Origin of the sequence: Nesterenkonia sedimenti (assembly GCF_012641515.1) — a bacterium.
GTDB classification, from domain to species: domain Bacteria; phylum Actinomycetota; class Actinomycetes; order Actinomycetales; family Micrococcaceae; genus Nesterenkonia; species Nesterenkonia sedimenti.
In genome coordinates, this window is the sequence record NZ_JABAHY010000011.1 from 57,631 (window position 1) to 79,754 (window position 22,124).

At 61.5% G+C, this 22,124-nt stretch carries 24 protein-coding genes; 19 read left to right on the forward strand and 5 right to left on the reverse strand.

Annotated elements, in window-relative coordinates; genetic code table 11:
• The first annotated feature begins 14 nt into the window (after positions 1–14).
• The 8 genes from tig (at position 15) to HGQ17_RS11375 (ending at position 8,906) form a co-directional block, all read left to right on the forward strand.
• The gene (gene tig, locus HGQ17_RS11340) at positions 15–1,415 is read left to right on the forward strand and encodes a trigger factor (protein WP_168888052.1); all 1,401 of its coding nucleotides are present in this window, start codon (positions 15–17) and stop codon (positions 1,413–1,415) included.
• Between the two features lie 263 nt (positions 1,416–1,678).
• A complete protein-coding gene (locus HGQ17_RS11345) occupies positions 1,679–2,287 on the forward strand; it encodes an ATP-dependent Clp protease proteolytic subunit (protein ID WP_211090612.1) in 609 nt (202 codons plus the stop codon).
• Between the two features lie 46 nt (positions 2,288–2,333).
• Positions 2,334–2,990 (forward strand): ATP-dependent Clp protease proteolytic subunit, encoded by a 657-nt coding sequence (locus tag HGQ17_RS11350; protein WP_168888054.1) that lies wholly within the window; start codon positions 2,334–2,336, stop codon positions 2,988–2,990.
• Between the two features lie 85 nt (positions 2,991–3,075).
• Complete coding sequence (gene clpX, locus HGQ17_RS11355) at positions 3,076–4,368, forward strand: ATP-dependent Clp protease ATP-binding subunit ClpX (RefSeq protein ID WP_168888055.1); 1,293 nt, start codon at positions 3,076–3,078, stop codon at positions 4,366–4,368.
• A gap of 86 nt (positions 4,369–4,454) precedes the next feature.
• The gene (locus tag HGQ17_RS11360) at positions 4,455–5,735 is read left to right on the forward strand and encodes an extracellular solute-binding protein (RefSeq protein ID WP_407670793.1); all 1,281 of its coding nucleotides are present in this window, start codon (positions 4,455–4,457) and stop codon (positions 5,733–5,735) included.
• On the forward strand, positions 5,732–6,751 hold the full coding sequence (locus HGQ17_RS11365; protein WP_168888057.1) for a carbohydrate ABC transporter permease: 1,020 nt from the start codon (positions 5,732–5,734) through the stop codon (positions 6,749–6,751). Before HGQ17_RS11360 ends, HGQ17_RS11365 begins: the two co-directional genes overlap by 4 nt.
• Entirely contained in the window at positions 6,751–7,602 is an 852-nt protein-coding gene (locus HGQ17_RS11370) for a carbohydrate ABC transporter permease (protein ID WP_168888058.1), read from the forward strand. The genes HGQ17_RS11365 and HGQ17_RS11370 overlap by 1 nt, the downstream gene beginning before the upstream one ends.
• Before the next feature lie 44 nt (positions 7,603–7,646).
• The gene (locus HGQ17_RS11375; RefSeq protein WP_168888059.1) at positions 7,647–8,906 is read left to right on the forward strand and encodes an ABC transporter ATP-binding protein; all 1,260 of its coding nucleotides are present in this window, start codon (positions 7,647–7,649) and stop codon (positions 8,904–8,906) included.
• Between the two features lie 32 nt (positions 8,907–8,938).
• On the opposite strand, the gene HGQ17_RS11380 is transcribed toward HGQ17_RS11375, so the two are convergent.
• Positions 8,939–9,715 carry an ABC transporter permease gene (locus tag HGQ17_RS11380; RefSeq protein ID WP_168888060.1) on the reverse strand — a complete coding sequence of 259 codons (777 nt, stop codon included), beginning with the start codon at positions 9,713–9,715 and terminating at the stop codon, positions 8,939–8,941.
• 2 nt (positions 9,716–9,717) lie between these two features.
• Positions 9,718–10,476, reverse strand: coding sequence for an ABC transporter ATP-binding protein (locus HGQ17_RS11385; RefSeq protein ID WP_168888061.1), 759 nt, complete (start codon positions 10,474–10,476; stop codon positions 9,718–9,720).
• 111 nt (positions 10,477–10,587) lie between these two features.
• On the opposite strand from HGQ17_RS11385, the gene HGQ17_RS11390 reads away from it, so the two are divergent.
• The 7 genes from HGQ17_RS11390 (at position 10,588) to HGQ17_RS11420 (ending at position 15,641) form a co-directional block, all read left to right on the forward strand.
• The gene (locus HGQ17_RS11390; RefSeq protein ID WP_168888062.1) at positions 10,588–11,757 is read left to right on the forward strand and encodes a sensor histidine kinase; all 1,170 of its coding nucleotides are present in this window, start codon (positions 10,588–10,590) and stop codon (positions 11,755–11,757) included.
• A complete protein-coding gene (locus HGQ17_RS11395) occupies positions 11,754–12,434 on the forward strand; it encodes a response regulator (RefSeq protein WP_168888063.1) in 681 nt (226 codons plus the stop codon). The genes HGQ17_RS11390 and HGQ17_RS11395 overlap by 4 nt, the downstream gene beginning before the upstream one ends.
• Positions 12,435–12,516: 82 nt before the next feature.
• Positions 12,517–12,903: a glycine cleavage system protein GcvH gene (gcvH, locus tag HGQ17_RS11400; protein WP_168888064.1), complete on the forward strand. Its 387-nt coding sequence runs from the start codon at positions 12,517–12,519 to the stop codon at positions 12,901–12,903.
• Positions 12,904–12,969: 66 nt separating this feature from the next.
• Complete coding sequence (locus HGQ17_RS11405) at positions 12,970–13,416, forward strand: FHA domain-containing protein (RefSeq protein ID WP_168888065.1); 447 nt, start codon at positions 12,970–12,972, stop codon at positions 13,414–13,416.
• A gap of 96 nt (positions 13,417–13,512) precedes the next feature.
• Entirely contained in the window at positions 13,513–14,274 is a 762-nt protein-coding gene (ftsR, locus tag HGQ17_RS11410) for a transcriptional regulator FtsR (RefSeq protein WP_168888066.1), read from the forward strand.
• Positions 14,275–14,319: 45 nt separating this feature from the next.
• A complete protein-coding gene (locus tag HGQ17_RS11415; protein ID WP_168888067.1) occupies positions 14,320–14,895 on the forward strand; it encodes a bifunctional nuclease family protein in 576 nt (191 codons plus the stop codon).
• Between the two features lie 122 nt (positions 14,896–15,017).
• Positions 15,018–15,641, forward strand: coding sequence for a MerR family transcriptional regulator (locus tag HGQ17_RS11420; protein WP_324615268.1), 624 nt, complete (start codon positions 15,018–15,020; stop codon positions 15,639–15,641).
• 48 nt (positions 15,642–15,689) lie between these two features.
• Here HGQ17_RS11420 and HGQ17_RS11425 read toward each other — a convergent pair whose 3' ends face one another.
• From HGQ17_RS11425 to HGQ17_RS11435, 3 genes are all read right to left on the reverse strand, one after another.
• The gene (locus HGQ17_RS11425; RefSeq protein ID WP_168888068.1) at positions 15,690–16,496 is read right to left on the reverse strand and encodes a ParA family protein; all 807 of its coding nucleotides are present in this window, start codon (positions 16,494–16,496) and stop codon (positions 15,690–15,692) included.
• 79 nt (positions 16,497–16,575) lie between these two features.
• A complete protein-coding gene (locus HGQ17_RS11430) occupies positions 16,576–16,905 on the reverse strand; it encodes a putative quinol monooxygenase (RefSeq protein ID WP_168888069.1) in 330 nt (109 codons plus the stop codon).
• Between the two features lie 109 nt (positions 16,906–17,014).
• On the reverse strand, positions 17,015–17,785 hold the full coding sequence (locus HGQ17_RS11435; RefSeq protein ID WP_168888070.1) for an IclR family transcriptional regulator: 771 nt from the start codon (positions 17,783–17,785) through the stop codon (positions 17,015–17,017).
• A gap of 119 nt (positions 17,786–17,904) precedes the next feature.
• Here HGQ17_RS11435 and HGQ17_RS11440 point away from each other — a divergent pair, with 119 nt between their 5' ends.
• The 4 genes from HGQ17_RS11440 to HGQ17_RS11455 all read left to right on the forward strand — a co-directional run bounded on the left by HGQ17_RS11440 (position 17,905) and on the right by HGQ17_RS11455 (position 22,120).
• Positions 17,905–18,489 (forward strand): hypothetical protein, encoded by a 585-nt coding sequence (locus HGQ17_RS11440; RefSeq protein ID WP_168888071.1) that lies wholly within the window; start codon positions 17,905–17,907, stop codon positions 18,487–18,489.
• Positions 18,489–20,072, forward strand: a complete 1,584-nt coding sequence (locus HGQ17_RS11445) for a GMC family oxidoreductase (protein ID WP_168888072.1) — start codon at positions 18,489–18,491, stop codon at positions 20,070–20,072. Before HGQ17_RS11440 ends, HGQ17_RS11445 begins: the two co-directional genes overlap by 1 nt.
• Before the next feature lie 171 nt (positions 20,073–20,243).
• Complete coding sequence (locus tag HGQ17_RS11450) at positions 20,244–20,537, forward strand: hypothetical protein (protein ID WP_168888073.1); 294 nt, start codon at positions 20,244–20,246, stop codon at positions 20,535–20,537.
• A complete protein-coding gene (locus tag HGQ17_RS11455) occupies positions 20,534–22,120 on the forward strand; it encodes a sodium:solute symporter family protein (RefSeq protein ID WP_211090613.1) in 1,587 nt (528 codons plus the stop codon). Before HGQ17_RS11450 ends, HGQ17_RS11455 begins: the two co-directional genes overlap by 4 nt.
• The last annotated feature ends 4 nt before the right edge of the window (positions 22,121–22,124 follow it).

Below are 22,124 nucleotides of genomic sequence, written 5' to 3' on the forward strand. Positions count from 1 at the left end.
TCAGGAGCCCATACGTGGTCAAGAGCACCGTCGAAGAACTGAACCCGACTCGAGTAAAGCTCACTGTCGAGGTGTCCAGCGAGGAACTCGAGCCCAAGATCAAGGCGGCATATAAGTCCATCGCCAACCAGGTTCAGATCCCCGGCTTCCGTAAGGGCAAGGTCCCCGCGCCGATCATCGACCAGCGGTTCGGCCGCGAAGCCGTGATCCAGCAGGCCATCAACGACGGACTCCAGGAGTTCTACCAGCTGGGTCTGGCAGAGGCTGAGATCAGCCCGCTGTCCCGCCCCGAGGTTGAGGTCGAGGAGATCCCCGACACCAAGACCAACGAAGGTGTCCTGAAGTTCTCCGGCGAGCTGGACATCAAGCCCACCGTTGAGCTGCCCGACTACTCCGGCCTTGAGGTCGAGATCGGTGTGCACGAGGCCGACGACGCCGCCGTGCAGGAGGAGCTGGACGCCCTGCGCTCCCGCTTCGGCACCCTCAAGGAGGTCGAGCGCCCCGCCGCCAACGATGACTTCGTCACCATTGACCTCGTCGCCACCATTGACGAGGACGAGGTCGACAACGCCACCGGCCTGAGCTACCAGGTCGGCGCAGGCACCATGCTCGACGGTCTGGACGAGGCACTTGAAGGCCTCTCCGCAGGTGAGGACGCCACCTTCAACACCACCCTGGCCGGCGGCGAGCACTCCGGCGAAGAGGCCACGGTAAAGGTCACCCTCACCGCGGTGAAGGAGCGCGAGCTGCCCGAGGCAGACGATGACTTCGCTCAGATGGCCTCCGAGTTCGACACCATCGAGGAGCTCAAGGATGACCTCCGGGAGAAGGCTGAGGCCGGCCTCCTGGAGAAGCAGGGCGTTGAGGCCCGCGACAAGGTCCTGGAGAAGCTGATGGGTCTGGTCGAGGTCCCGGTTCCTGAGTCCGTGGTCGAAGAGCAGATCGAGCAGCACTTCACCTCCCAGGGCCACCAGGCCGGCGACTCCCACGACACTGAGGAACACCGCGCCGAGATCCGCGAGCAGACCAAAGAGGCCTTCCGCAACGAGATCGTCCTGGACCTCATCGCTGAGAAGGAAGAAGTCAGCGTTGAGCAGGCCGAGATCATCGAGTACATCGTCGCCACTGCCCAGCAGTACGGCATGGAGCCCAACCAGTTCGCCCAGATGCTGGACCAGGCCGGCCAGGTGCCCATGATCATGGGCGAGGTCCGCCGTCGCAAGGCTCTGGCCAAGGTTCTGGAGCTGGCCACCGTCAAGGACACCGAGGGCAACGAGGTTGACCTCACCGATTTCGTCACCCCGCCCTCCGAGGGTGAGGAAGACGGCGACGCCGAGGCTCCTGAGTCCGCTGACCTCCCGGCAGAGGCCGAGGAGACTGCCGATGAGGCCGAGGAAAACTCCGAGACCAAGTAAGCAGGTCTTAGCGCAGAGAACCCCGTTCATCCCTGATGGACGGGGTTCTGGCATTAACAGAGTCATGAGCCATGAGCGAAGCGAGGTGGCGACTTCAGGTGTGAAGCTCGGCAAAGCCTTGCCGAGCGAGAGCGGCCGCGACATGTGCGCGGCCGCGGGAGGACTCTGCCCCCCGCGAACAGTGGGCCAGCCGGCGCCCCGATGTCGGCTGTCTCCAGTAATGTCGTAGCAGACGAACCCGTCATAGACGTATGGAGGAACTGATGTCTGAGCAGCTGCCCACGGCCTCAAGCGTGGACCCGGCATCCCAGGAGAACTACATCTACAACCGGCTCCTCAAGGAGCGGATCATCTGGCTGGGCTCTGAGGTGCGTGACGATAACGCCAACACCATCTGCTCCCAGATGCTGCTGCTCTCCGCCGAGGACCCCGAGCGCGATATCTACCTGTACATCAACTCCCCGGGCGGTTCGGTCACCGCCGGCATGGCGATCTACGACACCATGCAGTTCATCCCCAATGACGTGGTCACCGTGGCCACCGGCTTGGCCGCTTCCATGGGGCAGTTCTTGCTCTCCTCCGGCACCCCGGGTAAGCGTTTCGCCACCCCGCACGCCCGCATCCTGATGCACCAGCCCTCCGGCGGCATCGGCGGTACTGAGTCCGATGTGCGCATCCAGGCCGACCTCATCCAGCAGATGAAGAAGGTCATGGCTGAGCTGACCGCCGAACAGACCGGGCAGTCGGTGGAGACCATCCTGGAGGACAACGCCCGCGATAAGTGGTTCACCGCAGAAGAGGGCCTGGAGTACGGCTTCTTCGACAAGATCGCCCAGCGCTCCTCGACCGTCTCCGGTGGCGGCGGAGTCTGAGGAAACGACGACGACGGCTTAGATTCAGCAGACTTTAGGAGCTTTTATGAACTTCGACCTCAATAAGACCCCGCAGGCCGTCCCGGCCGCCGGTGGTGTGGAGTCCCGCTACATCCTGCCCCAGTTCGAGGAGCGCACCCCCTACGGCTTCAAGCGTCAGGACCCCTACGCGAAGCTGTTCGAGGAGCGGATCGTCTTCCTGGGCTCCCAGGTTGATGACGCCTCCGCCGATGACATCATGGCCCAGCTGCTGGTGCTTGAGTCCATGGACTCCGAGCGGGACATCACCCTCTACATCAACTCCCCGGGTGGTTCCTTCACCGCGATGACCGCCATCTACGACACCATGCAGTACATCCGCCCGCATGTGCAGACTGTCTGCCTGGGTCAGGCTGCCTCCGCAGCCGCGGTCCTGCTGGCTGCCGGCACACCCGGTAAGCGCTTCGCCCTGCCCAACGCCCGTGTGCTGATCCACCAGCCGGCAATGGGCGGCTCCCGTGGTACTGCCACCGATCTGGCCATTCAGGCAGACGAGATCCGCCGGATCCGTACTTGGATGGAAGAGGTGCTGGCCCAGCACACCGATAAGTCCGCCTCCCAGGTCAGCGAGGACATCGACCGGGACAAGTTCCTCTCCGCCGAGCAGTCGAAGGAATACGGCCTCGTCGACGAGGTCCTCTCCTCCCGCAAGCTTCCGGTGTGAGTTGGTACCTGGCCGTGTCCCCCGGGTGGCGTAGCCTTGGATAAGTCCTAAAGAAAGATCTCCACAGCACGAGGGGTGCCCGACTATGGCCCGTATTGGTGAGAGCACAGACCTGCTGAAGTGTTCCTTCTGCGGTAAGAGTCAAAAGCAGGTCCGTTATAAGCTCATCGCCGGCCCAGGTGTCTACATCTGTGACGAGTGCATCGAGCTGTGCAACGAGATCATCGACGAGTATCTCAACGAGGTCCAGGAGACCTCCGAGGTAGAGCTGCCCACCCCGCGGGAGATCTACCAGTACCTCGAGGAATACGTCGTCGGGCAGGATCAGGCCAAGCGCGCCCTCTCGGTGGCGGTGCACAACCACTACAAGCGGATCCAGGCCACCGGTTCGGCGGCCAAAACCGCCTCCCTGGAGAAGGGCCCCTACGACGACGTCGAAATCGGCAAGTCGAATATCCTCATGGTCGGTCCCACCGGCTCGGGTAAAACCTACCTCGCCCAGTCTCTGGCCCGGAAGCTGCAGGTGCCGTTCATCGTCGCCGATGCCACCAGTCTCACTGAGGCCGGCTATGTGGGTGAAGACGTCGAGAACATCCTGCTCAAACTCATCCAGGCCGCCGATGGGGATGTGAAGAAGGCCGAACAGGGCATCGTCTACATCGACGAGATCGACAAGATCTCCCGGAAATCGGAGAACCCCTCCATCACTCGGGATGTCTCCGGTGAAGGTGTCCAGCAGGCCCTGCTGAAGATCCTGGAGGGCACTACCGCATCGGTGGCACCCCAGGGCGGGCGCAAGCACCCGCAGCAGGAGTTCATCCAGATCGATACCTCCAATGTGCTGTTCATCGTCGCCGGTGCCTTCGCCGGACTCGAGGAGATCATCGAATCCCGCGCCGGTAAGAAGGGCCTCGGCTTCGGTGCTCCACTGAGCAGCATCACCCGCAATGAGGCCAGCTACGCCGATGTCGAACCTGAGGACCTCCACAAATTCGGACTCATCCCCGAGTTCATCGGACGCCTGCCCGTGGTCGCCACCGTTGAGGAGCTCGACGACGACGCCCTGCGGGAGATCCTCACCAAGCCTAAGAACGCGCTGCTGAAGCAGTACCAGAAGATCTTCAGCCTCGATGATGTGGAGCTCTTCTTCGAAGACGACGCCGTCGATGCTGTGGTCGAACAGGCCCAGGCTCGGGGAACCGGTGCCCGTGGTCTGCGCTCCATCCTGGAGAGCGTGCTCAACGGTGTGATGTTCGACCTGCCTGGCCGTGATGACATCGCCATCGTGACCATCACCGGTGACGTGGTCCGTGAAGGTGCCGAACCGCTGCTGACCACCCGCGCAGAGGCGAAGAAGCTGCGTAAGAAGTCCGCCTGAGGACCGCCACAGCGCTTTCGCCATGTAGTATTACAGACCTCAAGCAACATATGTGATTCACATCGCAGCATTGAGGAGGCAAGGTGGTGAAAGCGCGTGTGGCAGGCGCGGCCGTTACAGCAGCGGCGCTGCTGCTCACCGGCTGCGGGCAGGATGATGACACCCCGGTGCTCACCTGGTACATCAACCCAGACGATGGCGGCCAGGCGGCTTTGGCGCAGCAGTGCACCGAAGAGGCTGACGGGGCCTATCAGATTCAGACCTCTCTGCTGCCCAATGATGCCCCGGACCAGCGGGAACAGCTGGCCCGCCGGCTGGCAGCTGGAGACTCCTCCCTGGACATCATGAGCCTGGACCCGCCCTTCATCCCGGAACTCTCCGAACCAGGATTCCTCGCACCAGTCCCCGATGATGTCGCCGAGCGCACCACCGCGGACACCTTGGAAGGCGCCCTGGCAGGAGCCATGTGGGATGACGAATTGGTCACTGTGCCCTTCTGGGCCAATACGCAGATCCTCTGGTACCGGGAATCCGTGGCCGAGGAAGCCGGACTCGATATGGATCAGCCGGTGACCTGGGAGGAGATCATGGACGTCGCTGCCGAACAGGACAAGTATCTCGGAATCCAGGGAATTCGTGCAGAATCCATGACCGTCTGGGTCAATGCACTGATGGAATCCCAGGATGAGCCGGTGCTGGTTGACCCTTCAGCAGACGCTGAGGACCTCGAAACGAATTTCGACTCGCAGGCTGGCGAAGCGTCAGCGGAGATTCTGTCCCGCATCGGAGAGGAAGGCCTGGCCGGCCCCGGCATCGCATCGATGGACGAGAACCAGGCCATGCTGTTGTTCCAGGGCGACAACGGGTCCTTCATGGTCAATTGGCCCTTCATCTGGCCTGCCACCCTCGCGGCAGCCGAAGAGGGAACCGTCGATGCTGACCTGCCCGATGACATCGGGTGGGCACTGTATCCCCAAGTGGCTGAAGGCACAGAAGCCTCCGCGCCGCTGGGCGGGATCAACCTGGCGGTCGGGGCCGAATCTGACTATCCCGACTTGGCGTATGAAGCCATAGAATGCATCGTCACCCCGGAGAATCAGGCCGAATACTTCGTCACCAACGGAAACCCGCCGTCATCGGAGTCCGCTTTCGACGATGACCGTGTGGTCGACGAGTTCCCCATGGCCGACACCATCCGTGAGGCCCTGGACAGTTCCGCGCCGCGCCCGCAGACGCCCTACTACAACGAAATCTCCGAATCAGTTCAAGAGAACTTCACCCCGCTCTCCGGCGTCGACCCAGAGACCACACCGGCTCAGACCGATTCGTACATCATGGAAGTCCTGCGAGGGGAGCGCCTGCTGTGACCACCACTGCTGAAAACCCCGCCAACGCCGAGGACCGCCGCCGCCGGGACCGCAGGCCCGCCCGTCCGAAGAAGTCCGACCGCGCGAAGGCCGAGGCGCGGTTGGGATGGATGCTGGCCGGTCCGGCCTTCGTGGTCATGCTGGCGGTCACCGCCTATCCGATCGCCCAGGCGATCTTCGACTCGCTCTTCTCCTACCGCCTGACCGCTCCGGATGAACGCTCCTTCATCTTCCTAGACAATTATCTGCTGCTCTTCACCGACGGTACGTTCTGGCGCATCTTCGGAGTCACACTGCTGATCACCGTCATCACCGTCGCGGTTGAGCTGGTCTTGGGCTTCGGGTTAGCCATTGTGATGCACAAAGCTCTGAAGTCGCTGCGCGGGCTGCTGCGCACCTCGATCCTGGTGCCCTACGGCATCATCACCGTGGTCTCCGCCTTCGCCTGGTACTACATGTTCCATATCAACTCCGGGTTTGTGAACCAATGGTTCAGCTGGGTCCCGGGGATTGACAGTGACCTGGACTGGTTCGCGAACTTCTGGACTGCGATCACGGTGATCATGGCCTCCGAAATCTGGAAGACCACACCGTTCATCGCACTGCTGCTGCTGGCCGGACTCGCTCAGGTGCCCGACGAGCTGGTCGAGGCCGCCAGGGTTGACGGTGCGACCCGCTGGCAGCAGTACAGCCGAGTGATCATCCCCAATATGAAGGCCGCCATCATGGTGGCGCTGCTCTTCCGCGCGCTGGATGCCTTCCGCATCTTCGACAACGTGTTCATCATGACCGGCGGCGATGCCAACACCGAAGTGCTTGCACTGCTGGCCTACCGCCAGTCCATCTCGCGGCTGGAGATCGGCCTGGGCTCGGCGGTGTCGGTGGTGCTGTTCATCTCGGTGCTGCTGATGGTCTTTGTCGCCATCAAGCTCTTCAAGGTGGACCTGGCCTCCGGCACCGATGCATCCGGCGGCGGGAAAAAGAAGAAGGCTACTAGGAAGGAAGGGCAGAGCTGATGGCTGGCTCCAGCGGCCTGACCGGCCGGCAGAAACTTGGCTGGGCTGCGGTGTCAGTCGTAATTCTGGTCTATGCGCTCTTCCCCGTCGCAGCGATCTTCGCCAACAGCTTCAAGACCCAAGCGGACCTGGGCAACCCCACGTTTTGGCCCTCCAATTGGACCTGGGGCAACTACCAGGAAATTTTCGTCGGAGGCGCCCAGGAGCTCTTCCTGACTGCGCTGCGAAATTCCATCGGCATCACACTGATCGCTACATTCATCGCCGTGGTGCTGGCGACCCTGTGTGCCTACGCGATCGCCCGAATGGACTTCCCCGGCAAACGGTTCGTTCTCGGCACTGCGCTGGCCGTCTCTATCTTCCCGGTCATCTCGGTGGTCACCCCGCTGTTCAATCTCTGGCGCACCATCGGTCTCTACGACACCTGGCTGGGTCTGATCATCCCGTACCTGTCCCTGACGCTGCCGATCTCGATCTGGACGCTCTCGGCGTTCTTCCGGCAGATCCCTTGGGAGCTGGAGCAGGCGGCCCAGGTCGACGGAGCCACCCAGTGGCAGGCCTTCCGCAAAGCGATCGTGCCGCTGGCGGCCCCTGGAGTGTTCACCACCGCGATCATCGCCTTCTTCATCGCCTGGAATGACTTCGTCTACGGCATTTCGCTGACCTCCACCGAAGCAGCGCGTCCAGTTCCGGCGGCTTTGGCGTTCTTCACCGGCGCCAGTCAGTTCGAAGAACCCACCGGCGCCATCTCAGCTGCGGCGATCGTGGTGACCATTCCGGTAGTGCTGCTGGTGCTGCTCTTCCAGCGTCAGATCGTCTCCGGCCTGACCCAGGGCGCGGTCAAGGGCTAGGAAACAATGGCAGACTTCATCCTCGGGTAGAGAAGGAGATCCTCATGGCGTCCATCACGCTGAAGAACATCGTCAAGAAGTACGGAGACGGCTACCCAGCGGTCAATGACGTTTCCATCGATATCGACGACGGCGAATTCGTCATCCTCGTCGGGCCCTCCGGCTGCGGTAAGTCCACCCTGTTGCGGATGATCGTGGGGCTTGAGGACATCACCGACGGTGAACTGCTCATCGGCGGGGAACGGGTCAACGAGAAAGCACCCCGGGACCGCAACCTCGCCATGGTCTTCCAGAACTACGCCCTCTACCCGCATCTGACGGTCTTCGAGAACATCGCCTTCCCGATGCGTCTGGCCAAGGGCCAGTTCAGCGAGGATGAGGTCAAGGAGAAGGTCAACCAGGCAGCGAAGTTGCTGGAACTGACCGAGCATCTCGAGCGGAAACCAGGCAACCTCTCCGGTGGTCAGCGTCAGCGTGTGGCCATGGGTCGGGCGATCGTGCGAGACGCCAATGCGTTCCTCTTCGACGAGCCGCTGTCCAACCTCGATGCCAAACTCCGTGGTCAGATGCGCGCCGAGATCTCCCGGCTGCAGCGCAGCCTCAACACCACCAGCGTCTATGTCACCCATGATCAGACCGAGGCGATGACCCTCGGTGACCGGGTGGCGGTGCTGAAGAAGGGCGTGCTGCAGCAGATCGCCTCACCCCGGGAGCTCTATGAGCAGCCGGCGAATCTCTTCGTGGCAGGATTCATCGGTGCACCCTCGATGAACTTCCTGCCCGGGACTGTGGAGACCAACAGTGCTGGAAACCCCTGCCTGAGCACCCCGCTGGGTGAGATCGAACTGCCTGAGCATCTGGCAGCTGCCGGCAAGGACAAAGAGATCGTGCTGGCCGGAATCCGGCCTGAGTTTTTCGAGGAGGCCTCTCAGGTGGAGGAGCGCCGGCGCGGTCACGGATCGGTCATCAGCGCCGAGCTCTCGCATGTCGAATGGTTGGGTAACGAGCAGTACGGCTACATCGGCTACGAGAACGACCCCCGAGTGGTCGAGACCCTGCAGCGGCTGGCCGAGGATATGGACTCCGATGACCTGCGCACACAGCTGGTCGTCGCATTGGATGCGATGTCCCGGGTCCGCGGTGGCGACACTATCGACCTATGGGTAGAGACTCGACGGATCCACCTCTTCGACCCCGCCACTGGTGAGAACCTCACCCGAGACGCAGAAGCCGGTGCAGAGCTGACCCGCCTGGCGGCCGAGGATCGCAAACGCGACCGCGAACGCCAGGCGAGCCGAGACTAGGCTGAGGGCGGGCTGGCAGCCTTGCCCCTCCTCTACTCCCAGCGGAAGAGGACAGCAGCTACTCCTGCGCCCACAACCGCTGAGCCGCCGAGCACCACCCAGTTCTGCGCCTCCACTGTCTCGCCGACCCACGCGGCTTGGAAAGCCTCCACCGCAGCGCCGAACGGCAGCCAGGCGCCAATAGTCTGCAATGTATCCGGAAGATTGTCGGCTGGACCGAACATGCCGCCCAGGGCGGCGATGCCGAAGAACGCGACCAGCCCGATGGCTACCGAAGAGTTCGGCGTGGGGGCAACTGAAGCCACGATCATGCCTAGCCCGTACATCGCTGCGCAGGTAGCCAGCAGCACAGCAAGTGCAACCCATAAAGACAGCGGCAGGTCAGCGCCAAAGAAGAGCAGAGCCACCGCGAAAGCCAGACCAATGCCCAGAATGACCTGGATGAAACTGACCACCATCTGGGCAATCAGTACCATGGCTGGAGAGGCTGGGGTAACAGCCAGTCGCCGCAGAAGTTTCGTCTTGCGGTAGGTGGCCAGGAAACTGGGCATATTGATCACAGCAATGGTGGCCACCACCATGGAAATCACCACCGGCAGTGCGTAATAGGAGAAAACCGTAACGCCTTCTGCCAGCTCCTGGTCCATCTCATCGATAGATATTCCCTGCATCACCAGAATCAGCAGCGGCAGACCGAGGGGAACAATGAGGCCGGCATAGTCCCGGATCACCATCTTGGCCTCAGCCTGAATCAGCCGGAGCCAGGCCTTGAGACCGGGTTTACGGACTTTAACTGTTACAGCGGACATGATTAGGCGTCCTCCTCTTCGTCGTCGTGAACGTCTTTGCCGGTCAGCGCGACGAAAGCATCCTCCAGAGTCGCCGACTGAGTCTGTTCCTTGAGCTGATGCGGACTGCCCTGAGCAATGACCCGACCCTCGTCGATCAGTGCGACCCGGTTGCAGAGCCGTTCGACCTCATCCATGGCGTGACTGACCAGGATCACGGTCTGGTCACTGAGCGACTCAATAGTTGACCACACCCGCCGCCGGGCTTTGGGGTCCAGCCCGGTAGTGAGTTCATCGAGAATCACCACCCTGGGTTGGCCGATAAGGGCCAACGCAATGGACAGCCGCTGCATCTGGCCGCCGGAGAGATTGTCAAATTTTGTTCTGGCCTTATCGGTCAGCTGCACCATGGACAGGGCGCGATCGGTCTCCAGGGGGTTGGGGTAGAAACTGCGGTAGAGATTCACCAGTTCCCGCACGGTCAGAGAACCATGCAGGTAGGCCTGCTGCAGCTGCACCCCCAGAATCTGCCGGACCTTGGCCCGGTCGGTGAAAGGATCAAGGCCTAGGATCCGCACTGATCCCTCTGAGGGTTGGCGAAGTCCGGCGATCATCTCGACTGTAGTGGTCTTACCAGCGCCATTGGTGCCCAGGATGCCGAAAGTCTCACCTCGGCCGATCTGCAGGCTGATTCCGTCGACTGCTGTTTTATGCTTATACCGCTTGACCAGATGCTGGGCATCGATGGCCAGAGGCGTGTTCTGTTCTAACTGTTCTGTCATGTCATTTAGCTTTCCGGCTAAGGCGGGCGCGCACCCCTGCCTGCGGTCATCACCTCGGCCATGACTTTCGGCACCCCTGCAGTCGCGGGACCTTCAGTAGGCTGAACATCTATGGAGCAGCACCAAGCCCCACCAGCGGGGAAGCAGAAGGGAATCGGACAACGCCGGTTCGCCGAGCAGTATGCAGGCGTTGCGATCCTGGTCCTCTGCCTGGGATTGGGAGCCGTGCTCTTCTTCGCCGGCACTGAGACCCTTATCCCGGGGCCTGTGTGGCTTACCCTGCTGGTGGTCAGCGTGGGCGGCCTCCTGATCGCCGGAGACTCCAGCAGGCCCCGCCCGTGGGCCTTGGCTGCCTACTGGACCTCAGTGGCCTCCTCCTGGGTCTTGATCGCCAGCCTCCCACCACAGAACTTCGGCATGATGGTGGTACTGCTGGTGGTCATCGCTGCAGTAGGCAGTTACGTCGTGCCGTTATGGGCTGCTTGGGTAGTGGTCGCCTTGAATATGGCCGTGGTGCTGAGCATTTTCCTGGTCCACGGTGCCCCGCTGGCGGATACGAGCGTCTGGGTGGTCTTCTACACGATCATCCATATCGCCGGGGTTCTGAGCACCTACGCCCTGTACCGGGAGTCGCTGCTGCGGGCTGAGTTGGAGGAGAAGAACCTCGAACTGGAGGCAGCCGGAGTGCTGCTGGAGAACTCTGCGGCCACGGCTGAGCGGCTGCGAATCTCCCGGGAGTTACATGATGCGGTGGGCCATCAGCTCACCGTGCTCAATCTCGAGCTGGAAGCGGCTAAGCACCGGGTCAAGGGCGATCAGGCCGAGCCCCATGTGGAACGGGCCGCGGCAGTGGCCAAAGGACTGTTGGCCGATGTGCGCACAACTGTGGGAGAGCTGCGCGAATCTGACCCCGGCGACATTCAGGCAAGCCTCGAGCGACTCGGTGCGGCTGTGCCCTCCCTGGAGATCCACATTGAGGTCGACCCCGAGGTCACCGTGGATGAGCAACAGGCAGCAGCGCTGGTCAGAGCCGCCCAGGAGATCATCACCAATGCAGTCAAACACTCCGAGGCCCAGGAGGTTTCGCTGACCCTGAACCGCCAGGAGGAGGCCGCCGTCCTCACCGGCACTAATGACGGGTTGGCACCGAAATCCATCACCCTCGGCCATGGGCTGACCGGCCTTCGCGAACGCGTAGAACTGCTGGGTGGAGAGTTGAAAGTCACCAGTCATCCCATATTCACCGTCGAAGTGAAGCTGCCGGTGGGGGAGCGGGCATGAGCCAAGAGCAGCAGCCGACAGTACGGGTGATGGTCGTCGACGACCAGACCCTGGTACGCCACGGCATTCGGACCCTCTTGGAACTGGGCGGGATCACCGTGGCAGCTGAAGCCGGCGACGGCGCCGAAGCTCTTGAAGTGCTCAAACAGCTCTCAGAGCCAGAAACCAGACCCGAGGTCGTCCTCCTTGACCTGCGGATGCCCCGGTATGACGGGCTGTGGTTCCTGAAACAGGCGCAGGAAGCAGAGATCGAGATTCCGGTGCTGGTGCTGACAACTTTCGACGACGACACCCTCGTCCTCGATGCACTCAGGGCCGGGGCCAGGGGGTACCTCCTCAAAGATGTCACAGTCGAACAGCTTGCCGAGGCGGTTCACGCGCTCGCAGCTGGAGGAACCTTGATCGCCCCATCGATCACAGACCGGTTGGTCAGAGCCATCAAAACTGCTCCGCCACCGGCGGGAGCAGCCGGAGCTGCGGTGGAACCCCTCAGCGAACGCGAAACCGAGGTGCTCCGGCTGGTTGCCGAGGGTTACTCCAATCGACAGATCGCCGAACTGGTTCACCTCGCCGAGGGCACGGTGAAGAACCACATCTCAACAATCCTGGTGAAACTCGGCGCCAGGGACCGCACAAATGCGGTTCTACGGGCGATTCGCGAAGGAATGCTGGGTTAGAAGACCACATCGGGGGCCTACGGATGCTAAGTTGGCTTGCGGTAATAATTTCTTCTGCGTAGAGACACGAGGAGCCCGTAGCATGAGCAACGTTCCCGCCGAGCTGAAGTACAGCGCCGAGCACGAATGGATCGCCACCGCAGACAGTGACTCCGTGGTGCGCATCGGTATCACCGATTTCGCTCAGGACGCGCTCGGCGAAGTGGTCTACGTAGAGCACCCCGAGGTGGGCGCTACAGTCTCCGCCGGCGATGTCGTCGGTGAGGTGGAGTCGACCAAATCTGTCTCTGATATCTACGCCCCGGTCTCCGGTGAGATCGTCAAGGTCAACGAGGCCCTGGACGATGAGCCTCAGACGATCAACTCCGATCCCTACGGCGCGGGCTGGCTCTTTGAGGTCAAACTGGCCGAGGACTCCGGGCTCGACGCACTGCTCAGTGCAGAGGATTACACCAAACAGGTGGGCTGAAAGCCAGGTTTTGTTATAGGGTTGTTATCCTATGACCGTAGGCCTATGTGCCGAGAGGAGGCAGTGATGTCGCAGCAAAACGACCAGGACAATGATCCCGCGCCCGAGAGTGCTGAGGAGACTACCTCCATTGCCCTGCCCCCGGCGCAGACCGGCCCCAACGAGACAATTCTCTCGGAGCAGGACACTGCCGCTATCAGTGCACTGCCGAAGAACTCCGCTCTGCTGATTGCCCATACCGGAGCCAATCAGGGAGCCCGCTTCCTGATCGACAAGGACCACACCACAGTGGGCCGACACCCCGAGGCAGATATCTTCCTCGACGATGTCACCGTCTCCCGCCGGCATGTCACGATCAACCGGGCCGGTGAGGACAGCTTCGAACTGGTGGACCTCGGCAGCCTCAATGGCACCTATGTCAACCATGACCGGGTGGACAAGCTGATGCTCAACACCGGGGACGAACTGCAGATCGGCAAATTCCGGCTGACCTTCTACACCGGTAGCAAATAACACCGCCGAAGGCCAAATCACCGCACGTCCGGACCCAGCACGCTATCCTGGGGCTGACTTCTTTCCTTCCCCTGAAACCTGAAAGAGGATGCGCCCGTGAGTGCAACACCAGCCCGTCAGCCCAAAGAGGGTGACAACTCATCAGCCAGTTCCGCCAATTCCCATGTCTTCACGATCTCTGAAGTTCTGCGTGAACTTCAGAACGAATTCCCGGATCTCTCGGCCTCCAAGCTGCGGTTCCTCGAAGAGCGCGACCTCGTCAAACCCGCCCGTACCCAGTCGGGCTACCGCAAATACTCTGCGGCCGATGTCGAGCGGCTCCGCTTCATCCTGGCTCTCCAGCGTGACCGGTACATGCCGCTGGATGTCATCAAACAGACCATGGACGCCATTGACGCCGGAGAGAAGCCTGAGTCGCTGCCGGAGTCAGCACCAGTGGGTCCCCGGGAGGTGACCAATGAGCTCGCCGCCCAGATCACCGGACGAAGCCGGCCGATGAGCCGCAAGGAGCTTCGAGCGCTCTCAGGGGCCACCCGCGGGATGCTCGACACGCTCGAGAAGTTCCGCATCATCTCTGCCGATGCCCAAGGCAATTACAGCCACCACGATCTCAAAGCGGTTAAAGCTGTGCGCGTTCTGGCCCGCTATGGACTGGAACCGAAGCACCTGGCAACACTGCGTCGCTCGGCTGATGCCGAACTCGATCTCATCGCCCGGGCGATGGCCCCGCATGCTGCACGCAAGGACGCCGCAGCCCGCGCCCGGGTCGCAGAATCTTCCAAAGAGATGCTCCAGTGCCTGAAGGATCTGCGGGCATCCATCATGGACTCCGCGGTCGAAAAGATCGACAAGCGGTAAAACCTTGCATAGGCAGCATTGCCGCCCGGGGCATACACTGGTGGCATGGACGATGCGCAGGTTCCACTCGAGGTAGTCGGCGTCAGAGTCGAACTGCCCAGCAACCAGCCTGTGCTCATTCTCCGCGGCGTGGATGCTGAAACCGAAGGTCTCCATGTGGCCGTGGTGGTAGGACCAGCAGAGGCCGCAGCAGTCGCCAGGGCGCTTCAGGGGGAAGTCCCGCCCCGGCCGATGACCCATGATCTGCTCACCAGCGTGTTGGAAACTCTGGGTCAAGGAGTAGAAGCCGTAGAAGTCCGGCTCCTAGATGCCAGCACCTATGCCGGCACCATTCATCTGAACAACGGCAAACAGATTGACGCCCGGGCCTCGGATGCCATCGCAGTGGCAGTGCGAGCCCACTGCGAAGTCACTATGAAAGCCGAAACTCTCCGTGCAGTCTCGGTGACTCCTCGCTATCGATCCACCGAATCAGCGGGGGAGGGGCGCTCCGAATCGACCCCGGGAGCCAGTCCAGAGGCAGCTACCGTTACGCAGAAGGGGCCGATCTCCGAGGATGAGATCCGTGAGTTCCAAAAATTCCTCTCCGATGCCGGTCCGGAGGACTTCGACCGTTCATGATCCAACCCCCAATTGGCACCCGGAACATGCGACGCGCAGCGGGCCTACCACACCAGCAGCGGCCGACGCCGCTAGACTGGAGCGCAGAATTGCTCGATGACCGCCCAGGAAAGGTGACCTGAGTGAAGGACCAACGCGCCGACTCGGCCCCGCGTACTCATCTGCGCACAGCCGCTCAGGAGCCCCTGTTCACCGACGGGATGTCAGACCTCAACGAGGAGCTCGGCTACCGCGGCCCCACCGCCTGCTCGGCAGCGGGGATCACCTACCGACAGCTCGACTACTGGGCGCGCACAAAGCTCGTGGAGCCCTCCCTGCGCAATGCCTCAGGCTCCGGCTCCGCCCGGCTTTACTCTTTCCGCGACATCCTGGTGCTCAAAGTCGTCAAACGGCTCCTGGACACAGGAGTCTCCCTGCAGCAGATCCGCAGTGCGATCGAACACCTCCGCGAACGTGGTGTGCAGGACCTGGCCGAGATCACGCTGATGTCTGATGGCGCATCCGTCTATGAGTGCACCTCCCATGATGAGGTCATTGACCTCGTCCAGGGCGGGCAGGGCGTCTTCGGTATTGCCGTGGGTCGTGTCTGGCGCGAAGTCGAAGGAAGCCTCGCAGAGCTTCCTCGGGAGCGAAGCACCGAGCCGGCCACCGGTCAGAAGGCCGAGTCCAGCCAGCCCGAGATCGCCGAATTCGCAGAGATGGACGAACTGGCCCAGATGCGGGCACGCCGCCAGCAGGCCTCCTAAGACTGAAAAACCCCCGCCCCAGAGGGGCAGGGGGATCAGGTTAGGTTTCTATTTCTTCAGCTTCTTGGCCGGCACCAGCTGCTTGAGCAGCTCATCGAAGCTCTTGGCCATATCCTTGACCGGATCACCAGGCCACTGGTGGACCGGGTATGCCGCGCCCTGAATCTGCTGCCAATGCGGGTTTTCCTCCAGTACAGGAAGCATCAGCTTGTCCTGGTAGAGGCGCTCCATCTCCAGCAGACGGTACTCATGCTCAGCAGAATCAGCACGGGCGCGGTTGACCACAACACCAGCCTGAGTCAGCTGAGGGGCGAATTCATTGGAGAACATCCGGATCGCACGCATGGTCCGCTCGGTGCCGGCAACGGAGAAGAGGCTCGGCTCGGCAACCAGCAGTACCTGATGCGAGGCAGCCCAGGCGATACGTGTCAGCCCGGACAGGGAGGGCGGGCAGTCCACCAGCACCAGCTCGTAGCCGCTGAGGCCCTCCAGAAGAGTCTTGAGTCGTTTCATATCCCGCGGCCGGATATCCGGGCGGTCGAATGCAGCAGAGAGTGCAGAGCCGACGACGACGTCGAGCGTTGCAGTTTTCTTCTGCTCATCATCCAACAGATCCAGCCAGCCGGAGGGCACCGCATGCTCAGCGACATTCGCCTTGCGGGCTTCCTTCAACAGCTGGCCAGCCTCCCGGCCTGCCCCTCGGGACACATTGAGGCCAGTGGTGGCATCGGCATGCGGGTCCAGGTCGATCACCAAGGTCTTGACGCCGCTGTTCAGAGCCGCGGAGGCCAGACCCATGGTGACCGAGGTCTTCCCGACCCCGCCTTTCAAGCTGGACACGCTGAGAATTTGCACCTCTCCATCCTATGACGGAAACGGCCCCCACAGGATGACCTGTGAGGGCACGTCGCTGGTGATTAATCCTCAGCTGAAATCAGGAGATCTTCATCTCGCCCATCTCTTCCCAATCATCACCCTCGATCTGGCGGGAGATGATCTTCGGAGTCGAGACCAGGGCCTGAGCCATCGGGCCATCAGCAGAGGTGGCCTTCTTGAAGTGATCGGAGTTCACATGGGGCTCGGCGCCGTCGTCGTCGAAGGCCTCGACGAGCACGTACTCGTTGGGGTTCTCCACGCTGCGGGACCACTCGAACCACTTGTTCTTGGGTTCAGCCCGGGTGGCCTCGGTGAACTCCCGGGTGATCTCGGGCCACTGATCGGCCAGCTCTGGCTTCACATTGAACTTCACCACAATCAAAATCATGTTCTGGGTCCTTTCCATGCGGTTGGAGAGTTGGGGGCTGCACCATCCAGTCTTGCTGATGAGGACACTGCCACTCTACGGGGCTTCTCATCCGGCGAGAATGAACGATTCAGGCCACCGCTACCGTGTGTCCGGAACGCAGGTAGCGGGAACACTGACCAGCATATTCGCGCAGCACCGTCTCGACCTGCCGTTGGCGCCCTGCAGCCTCAGATGTGGGAAGGCTCACCGCGATCGACCCGATCTGGACTCCGCTGCCGTTGCGGACCGGAACTGCCGCGCAGGTCTTCTCAGGGAGGAATTCCTCATGCTCCCAAGCGATCCCACAGGTGGCTACTTCCTGCAGGTGTGTATCCAACTGAACAGGATCCACCACAGTATTCGGAGTCAGCATGGGCATCCCTCGGGCCCCAAGATAGGCAGAACGCTGATCCGGAAGCATTCCTGCCAGCAGGATCTTGCCGAAGGCAGTGGCATGGGCGGCCTCATGGAAGCCGAATCGCAGCGGCTGCAGCCGAGGGTGTGCCAGGCAGTCCGAGAGGTGAGTGAGCACGATATCCGAGCCCCGGTAGACAGCGAAATAAGCCGCCGCCTGCAGTTTTTTATGCACCTGATCGGTGGCCTGGCGGATTGCTGAGGGAGCCACCAAACGCTGGCGGAAGGATAGGCCCAGATCAAAACATTTCGGACCCAGTTCGAAGCGGCGCTCTTCCTTCAGGTGCACCAGATATCCGTGCTCCACCAGTTCCTGCAGCAATCGATAGACACTGGCTAAGGGAATCTCCAGCCGATGTGCCACCTCTTTCGCGCTGGCGCTGCCCGAGGCAGCAACGGCCTCCAGCACCGAAAATGTCCGCTGAATCACTGCAATCGAGGACACAAGCCTCAGCTCCTCTTCTGGTTTCTCATGTGGCGAGAACATCTCTGGTGGTAAGTGTTGCAGATCACATAACTTCAGGGAACCGGCACAGTGCGTGAGATCAGCAGTTAGGAAGCAGCATGGTTTTTCCCGCCAAATACCCCTCGCTCAACGCCATGGAGATGACGGAGGAGGCTCGTCAGACACTGATTCGAGTCGTCCGCGTGGCCTTCCCCCATGAGTGTGTCCCCGATGGGCCATATGAGCGCACCGCGGACAAGATCCTCACCGAGGCCCAGAACGAGACGTGGTTCCGAGTGGCCCTGACCCAAGGACTGCTCTCCCTGAACCAACTGGCTGGCGGGGATTTCCAAGACCTCGACGACGAGGCTGCACTCCGAGTGCTGCGCCGAGTGGAAGGAACTGAATTCTTCGGATTCGTCCGCCGCACGACGGTGCTGAACCTTTACGACGATGACGAAGTCTGGGCTGCACTCGGCTACGAGGGAGCTTCCTTTGACCAGGGCGGGTATATCAACCGCGGTTTCAATGACCTCGACTGGCTGCCCGATCCCCGTATCGACTATCCCGAGGGTGAGCAGCTCCCCGAGATTGCCCCCGGTGCGCTGGATGTTCCGAGCCCGGCAGTGGAATCCGGCGGGGGAGAGGACTCCACAAACCAGCCCGGTGCCACCAGCTCGGATATGGAAGAGGTGAAGAAGTGATGACCGCCAGCGTGACCGGATGCAGCATCGACCAAGACGAGGAAGCAATCGTCATCATCGGCTCGGGAGCCGGTGGCGGCACACTCGCCCATGAACTCACCAGCAAAGGAATCCCTGTCGTCGTTCTGGAAGCCGGGCCTTATCTGGCCCATGACGACTACGTGAACAACGAATGGGAATCCTTCAACCAGATGGCCTGGCTGGACCCCAGGACCACCTCTGGGTCCTGGAGGATCGCCCGCGACTTCCCAAACCTGCCGGCCTGGCTGGTAAAGGCAGTCGGTGGAACCACCACACACTGGTCCGGGGCCACCCCGCGGTTCAAGGCGCACGAGTTCAAGACCCGCAGCGTCTACGGCCGGGTCGAGGGCGCGAATCTGCTCGACTGGCCCATCGGCATCGAAGACCTCGCACCCTATTACGACCGCGCAGAGAAGGCCATGGGCTCCACCCATGTGCACGGACGGCCACCGCTGCCGGCGAATAACAACTACAAAGTCTTCGCCAACGGAGCGGAGAAAGTCGGCTATAAGTTCTACGCCACCGGCCCCTATGCCACCAATGCCGAGGAATATGACGGGCGCCCGGCCTCCATTCAGGACGGGTTCAACTTCCAAGGAGATAAGAACAAGTCAAAATGGTCCATCCTGGTCCGGGAGATGCCCCGGGCGGAGAAGACTGGGCTGCTGGATCTTCGTCCCCGCTCACAGGCGGTGCAGGTCACCCACGATGCCGAAGGGCGAGCCGATGCGGTGCTGTACCTGGACAAGGACGGTAACCTGCACCGCCAGGCCGCTAAGCTGGTCTGCCTGGCCGGCAACTCCATCGAGACGCCTCGGCTGCTGCTGCTTTCGGGCACGCCCCGGTTCCCCGATGGGCTCGCCAACTCCTCTGGGCAAGTGGGCCGAAACTACATGCGTCACCTCACTGGCACAGTCTGGGGGTACTTCGACAAACCTGTGCGGATGTACCGCGGCGAGACAATGGCCGGGGTGATCTCCGATGAATCTACCCATGATCCCGACCGAGGGTTCGCAGGTGGCTACTACATGGAGACCATTTCCCTGGGCCCGGCCTTCATGGCGGCCTTCGTCGAACCGGGGGCGTGGGGCCCAGACTTCACCAGCCTGCTGGATTCATATACCAACAGTGCCGGCATGTGGATCGTAGGCGAGGATATGCCCCAGGAGACCAACCGGGTCACCCTCAACACCAACGCCAAGGATGAGAACGGGCTGCCTGTGCCCAATGTTCATTATGACGACCACCCCAATGACATTGCTATGCGAGAGCATGCCTATGCAGCAGGGGAGAAGGTCTACCAAGCGGTCGGGGCGCAGGGCACGCACCGCACAGCGCCCTATCCCTCCACCCATAACCTGGGCACTGCGCGGATGAGCGAACGTCCGGAAGACGGCGTCGTCGACAAATGGGGCCGAACCCATGACGTGCCGAATCTGTTCATCTCCGATGGATCCGTCTTCACCACTGGGGCTGCCGCCAACCCCACTCTGACCATCGTGGCCCTGGCTATCCGGCAGGCTGAATACATCGCCGATCAGCTGAAGACCCAACAGATCTAGGAGCACAGTTAATAAATATTCACTGTCTCACAATTTGAGAAATGCCCGGGATCCCGCGAGATCCTACCTATGCGGCTATTACCCTGTGAACTGGCTCACAGGTCCGACGTGTGCCAAAAACTGCAAGTTCGCAGCCGCAGGTGAGCGCTCGCACGATCCGAGGAGGAATGAGTGGACGAAGCTCCGGGCAAGAAAAGGATGAAAGAGCCCGTACAGAAGGCCTGGATCTGGTGGGTACTGGCTGCACTAGTGGTGTTCAACGCGCCCTGGTACCTCCCAGAAGGAATGATCGAGCCCTATATCTTCGGCATTCCCGCATGGGTGCTTCTGGTCCTGTTCCTCTCCGTCCTGCTCAGCGCCTTCCTGCACTGGGTAGCACGCAGCCAATGGGACATCCTCGAAGATGAGGAAGAGGCCGCCTTCGCCGAAGAACGCCGGCGCAAAGCAGAGGAGGCAGGCCGATGAGCGCAACAGCGACTATGAGTCAGCTCATCCTCGCCATGGATGACGAAACTATGGACGAGCAGCTGAGCTTCGCCGGCGCCGACGCCATCATTATCCTCTGCCTCTACGCGGCAGCGATGATCCTCATCGGCTATATGTCCGGACGCGGCAAAGCCCTGGGCAAAAGCGTCTCCGACTACTACCTGGCCAGCCGGAACCTGGGCATCATCACCCTGTTCTTCACCCTCTACGCCACTCAATACTCGGGCAACACTGTGGTCGGCTACGCCCCACAGGCCTACCGAGAAGGGTTCTCCTGGCTGCAGTCCATCCCCTTCTTCACCCTGATCATCGGTGTCTACCTCCTGTTCGCCCCCCGACTGTATGCAGTGGGCAAGCGGGAGAACTTCGTGACCCCCACCGACTGGATCACCAAACGCTTCCAGTCCAGATCAGTGACCATCCTCGCCATCATCCTGATGCTCTGGGGCCTGGCCAACTACCTCTTGGAGCAGCTGGTGGCCATCGGCCACGCCGTCTCCGGGCTGACCGCCGGGACCATCCCATACCACTGGGCAGTGCTGGGCTTCATCGTGGTCATGCTGACCTATGAATGGCTCGGCGGGATGCGCGCGGTGGCCATCACCGACATGCTCCAAGGCATCATCCTGATGGTCGGCATCGTGATCATGATCACCGGTGCCTTCGTGCTCAGCGGGGCAAATGTCCCCGACCTCATGCAGTCCATGGCCCAGGACCACCCAGACCGGATCGGAGTCCCAGACACCCTGACCTCGATCAACTGGGTCTCCATGCTTGTCCTGGTCGGCTTCGGTGCAGCGATGTACCCCCATGCCATCCAGCGGGTCTACTCCTCCCGCTCCGAACGAATCCTGAAACGGTCCATGGGCCGGATGGCCTGGATGCCGTTCATCACCTCAGGGTTCGTCTTCATCGTCGGCATCATCTGCATCGACCTCTACCCGGGACTGGATGTCTCCGCCTCCGAGGAACTGGTGGGCATGCTGGCCAATGATGTGGCCGGGCTCAACCCGTTCTTCTACTGGGCAATGGTGATCCTCTTCGGCGCGGTGGTCGGAGCCATCGTCTCCACCGCAGACTCGGTGCTGCTGAGCTTCTCCTCGATGGTCTCCCACGACATCTACGGCAAATACATCAACCCCAAGGCCGATGACCAGCGCAAGGTGCGCGTGGGCAAGATCGTGGGACTGATCATGGTCGCCGTGCTGCTCTGGGTGGCCTGGAACCCACCGGGCACCCTCTACCAGATCTTCGTGCTGAAGTTCGAGATCCTGGTCCAGGTGGCACCTGCCTTTGTGCTGGGGCTCTACTGGAAACGCCTGGCGGCCTGGCCGGTGTTCATCGGTATGCTCGTCGGCGCCACCGTGGCTGGTGCAATGACCTTGACCGGAAACAGCACTATCCTGGGTATCCACGGCGGAACCTACGGCCTGCTGCTGAACTTCGCGATCTGTGTGATCGGATCGCTGCTGTTCCCGCCGAAGCGGGCAGTCCAGGAGAAGAACTACGAAATGACCAACTTGGAGCGTTCGGTAGAGATCAAACCGACCAAGCAGGTCTGAGCCT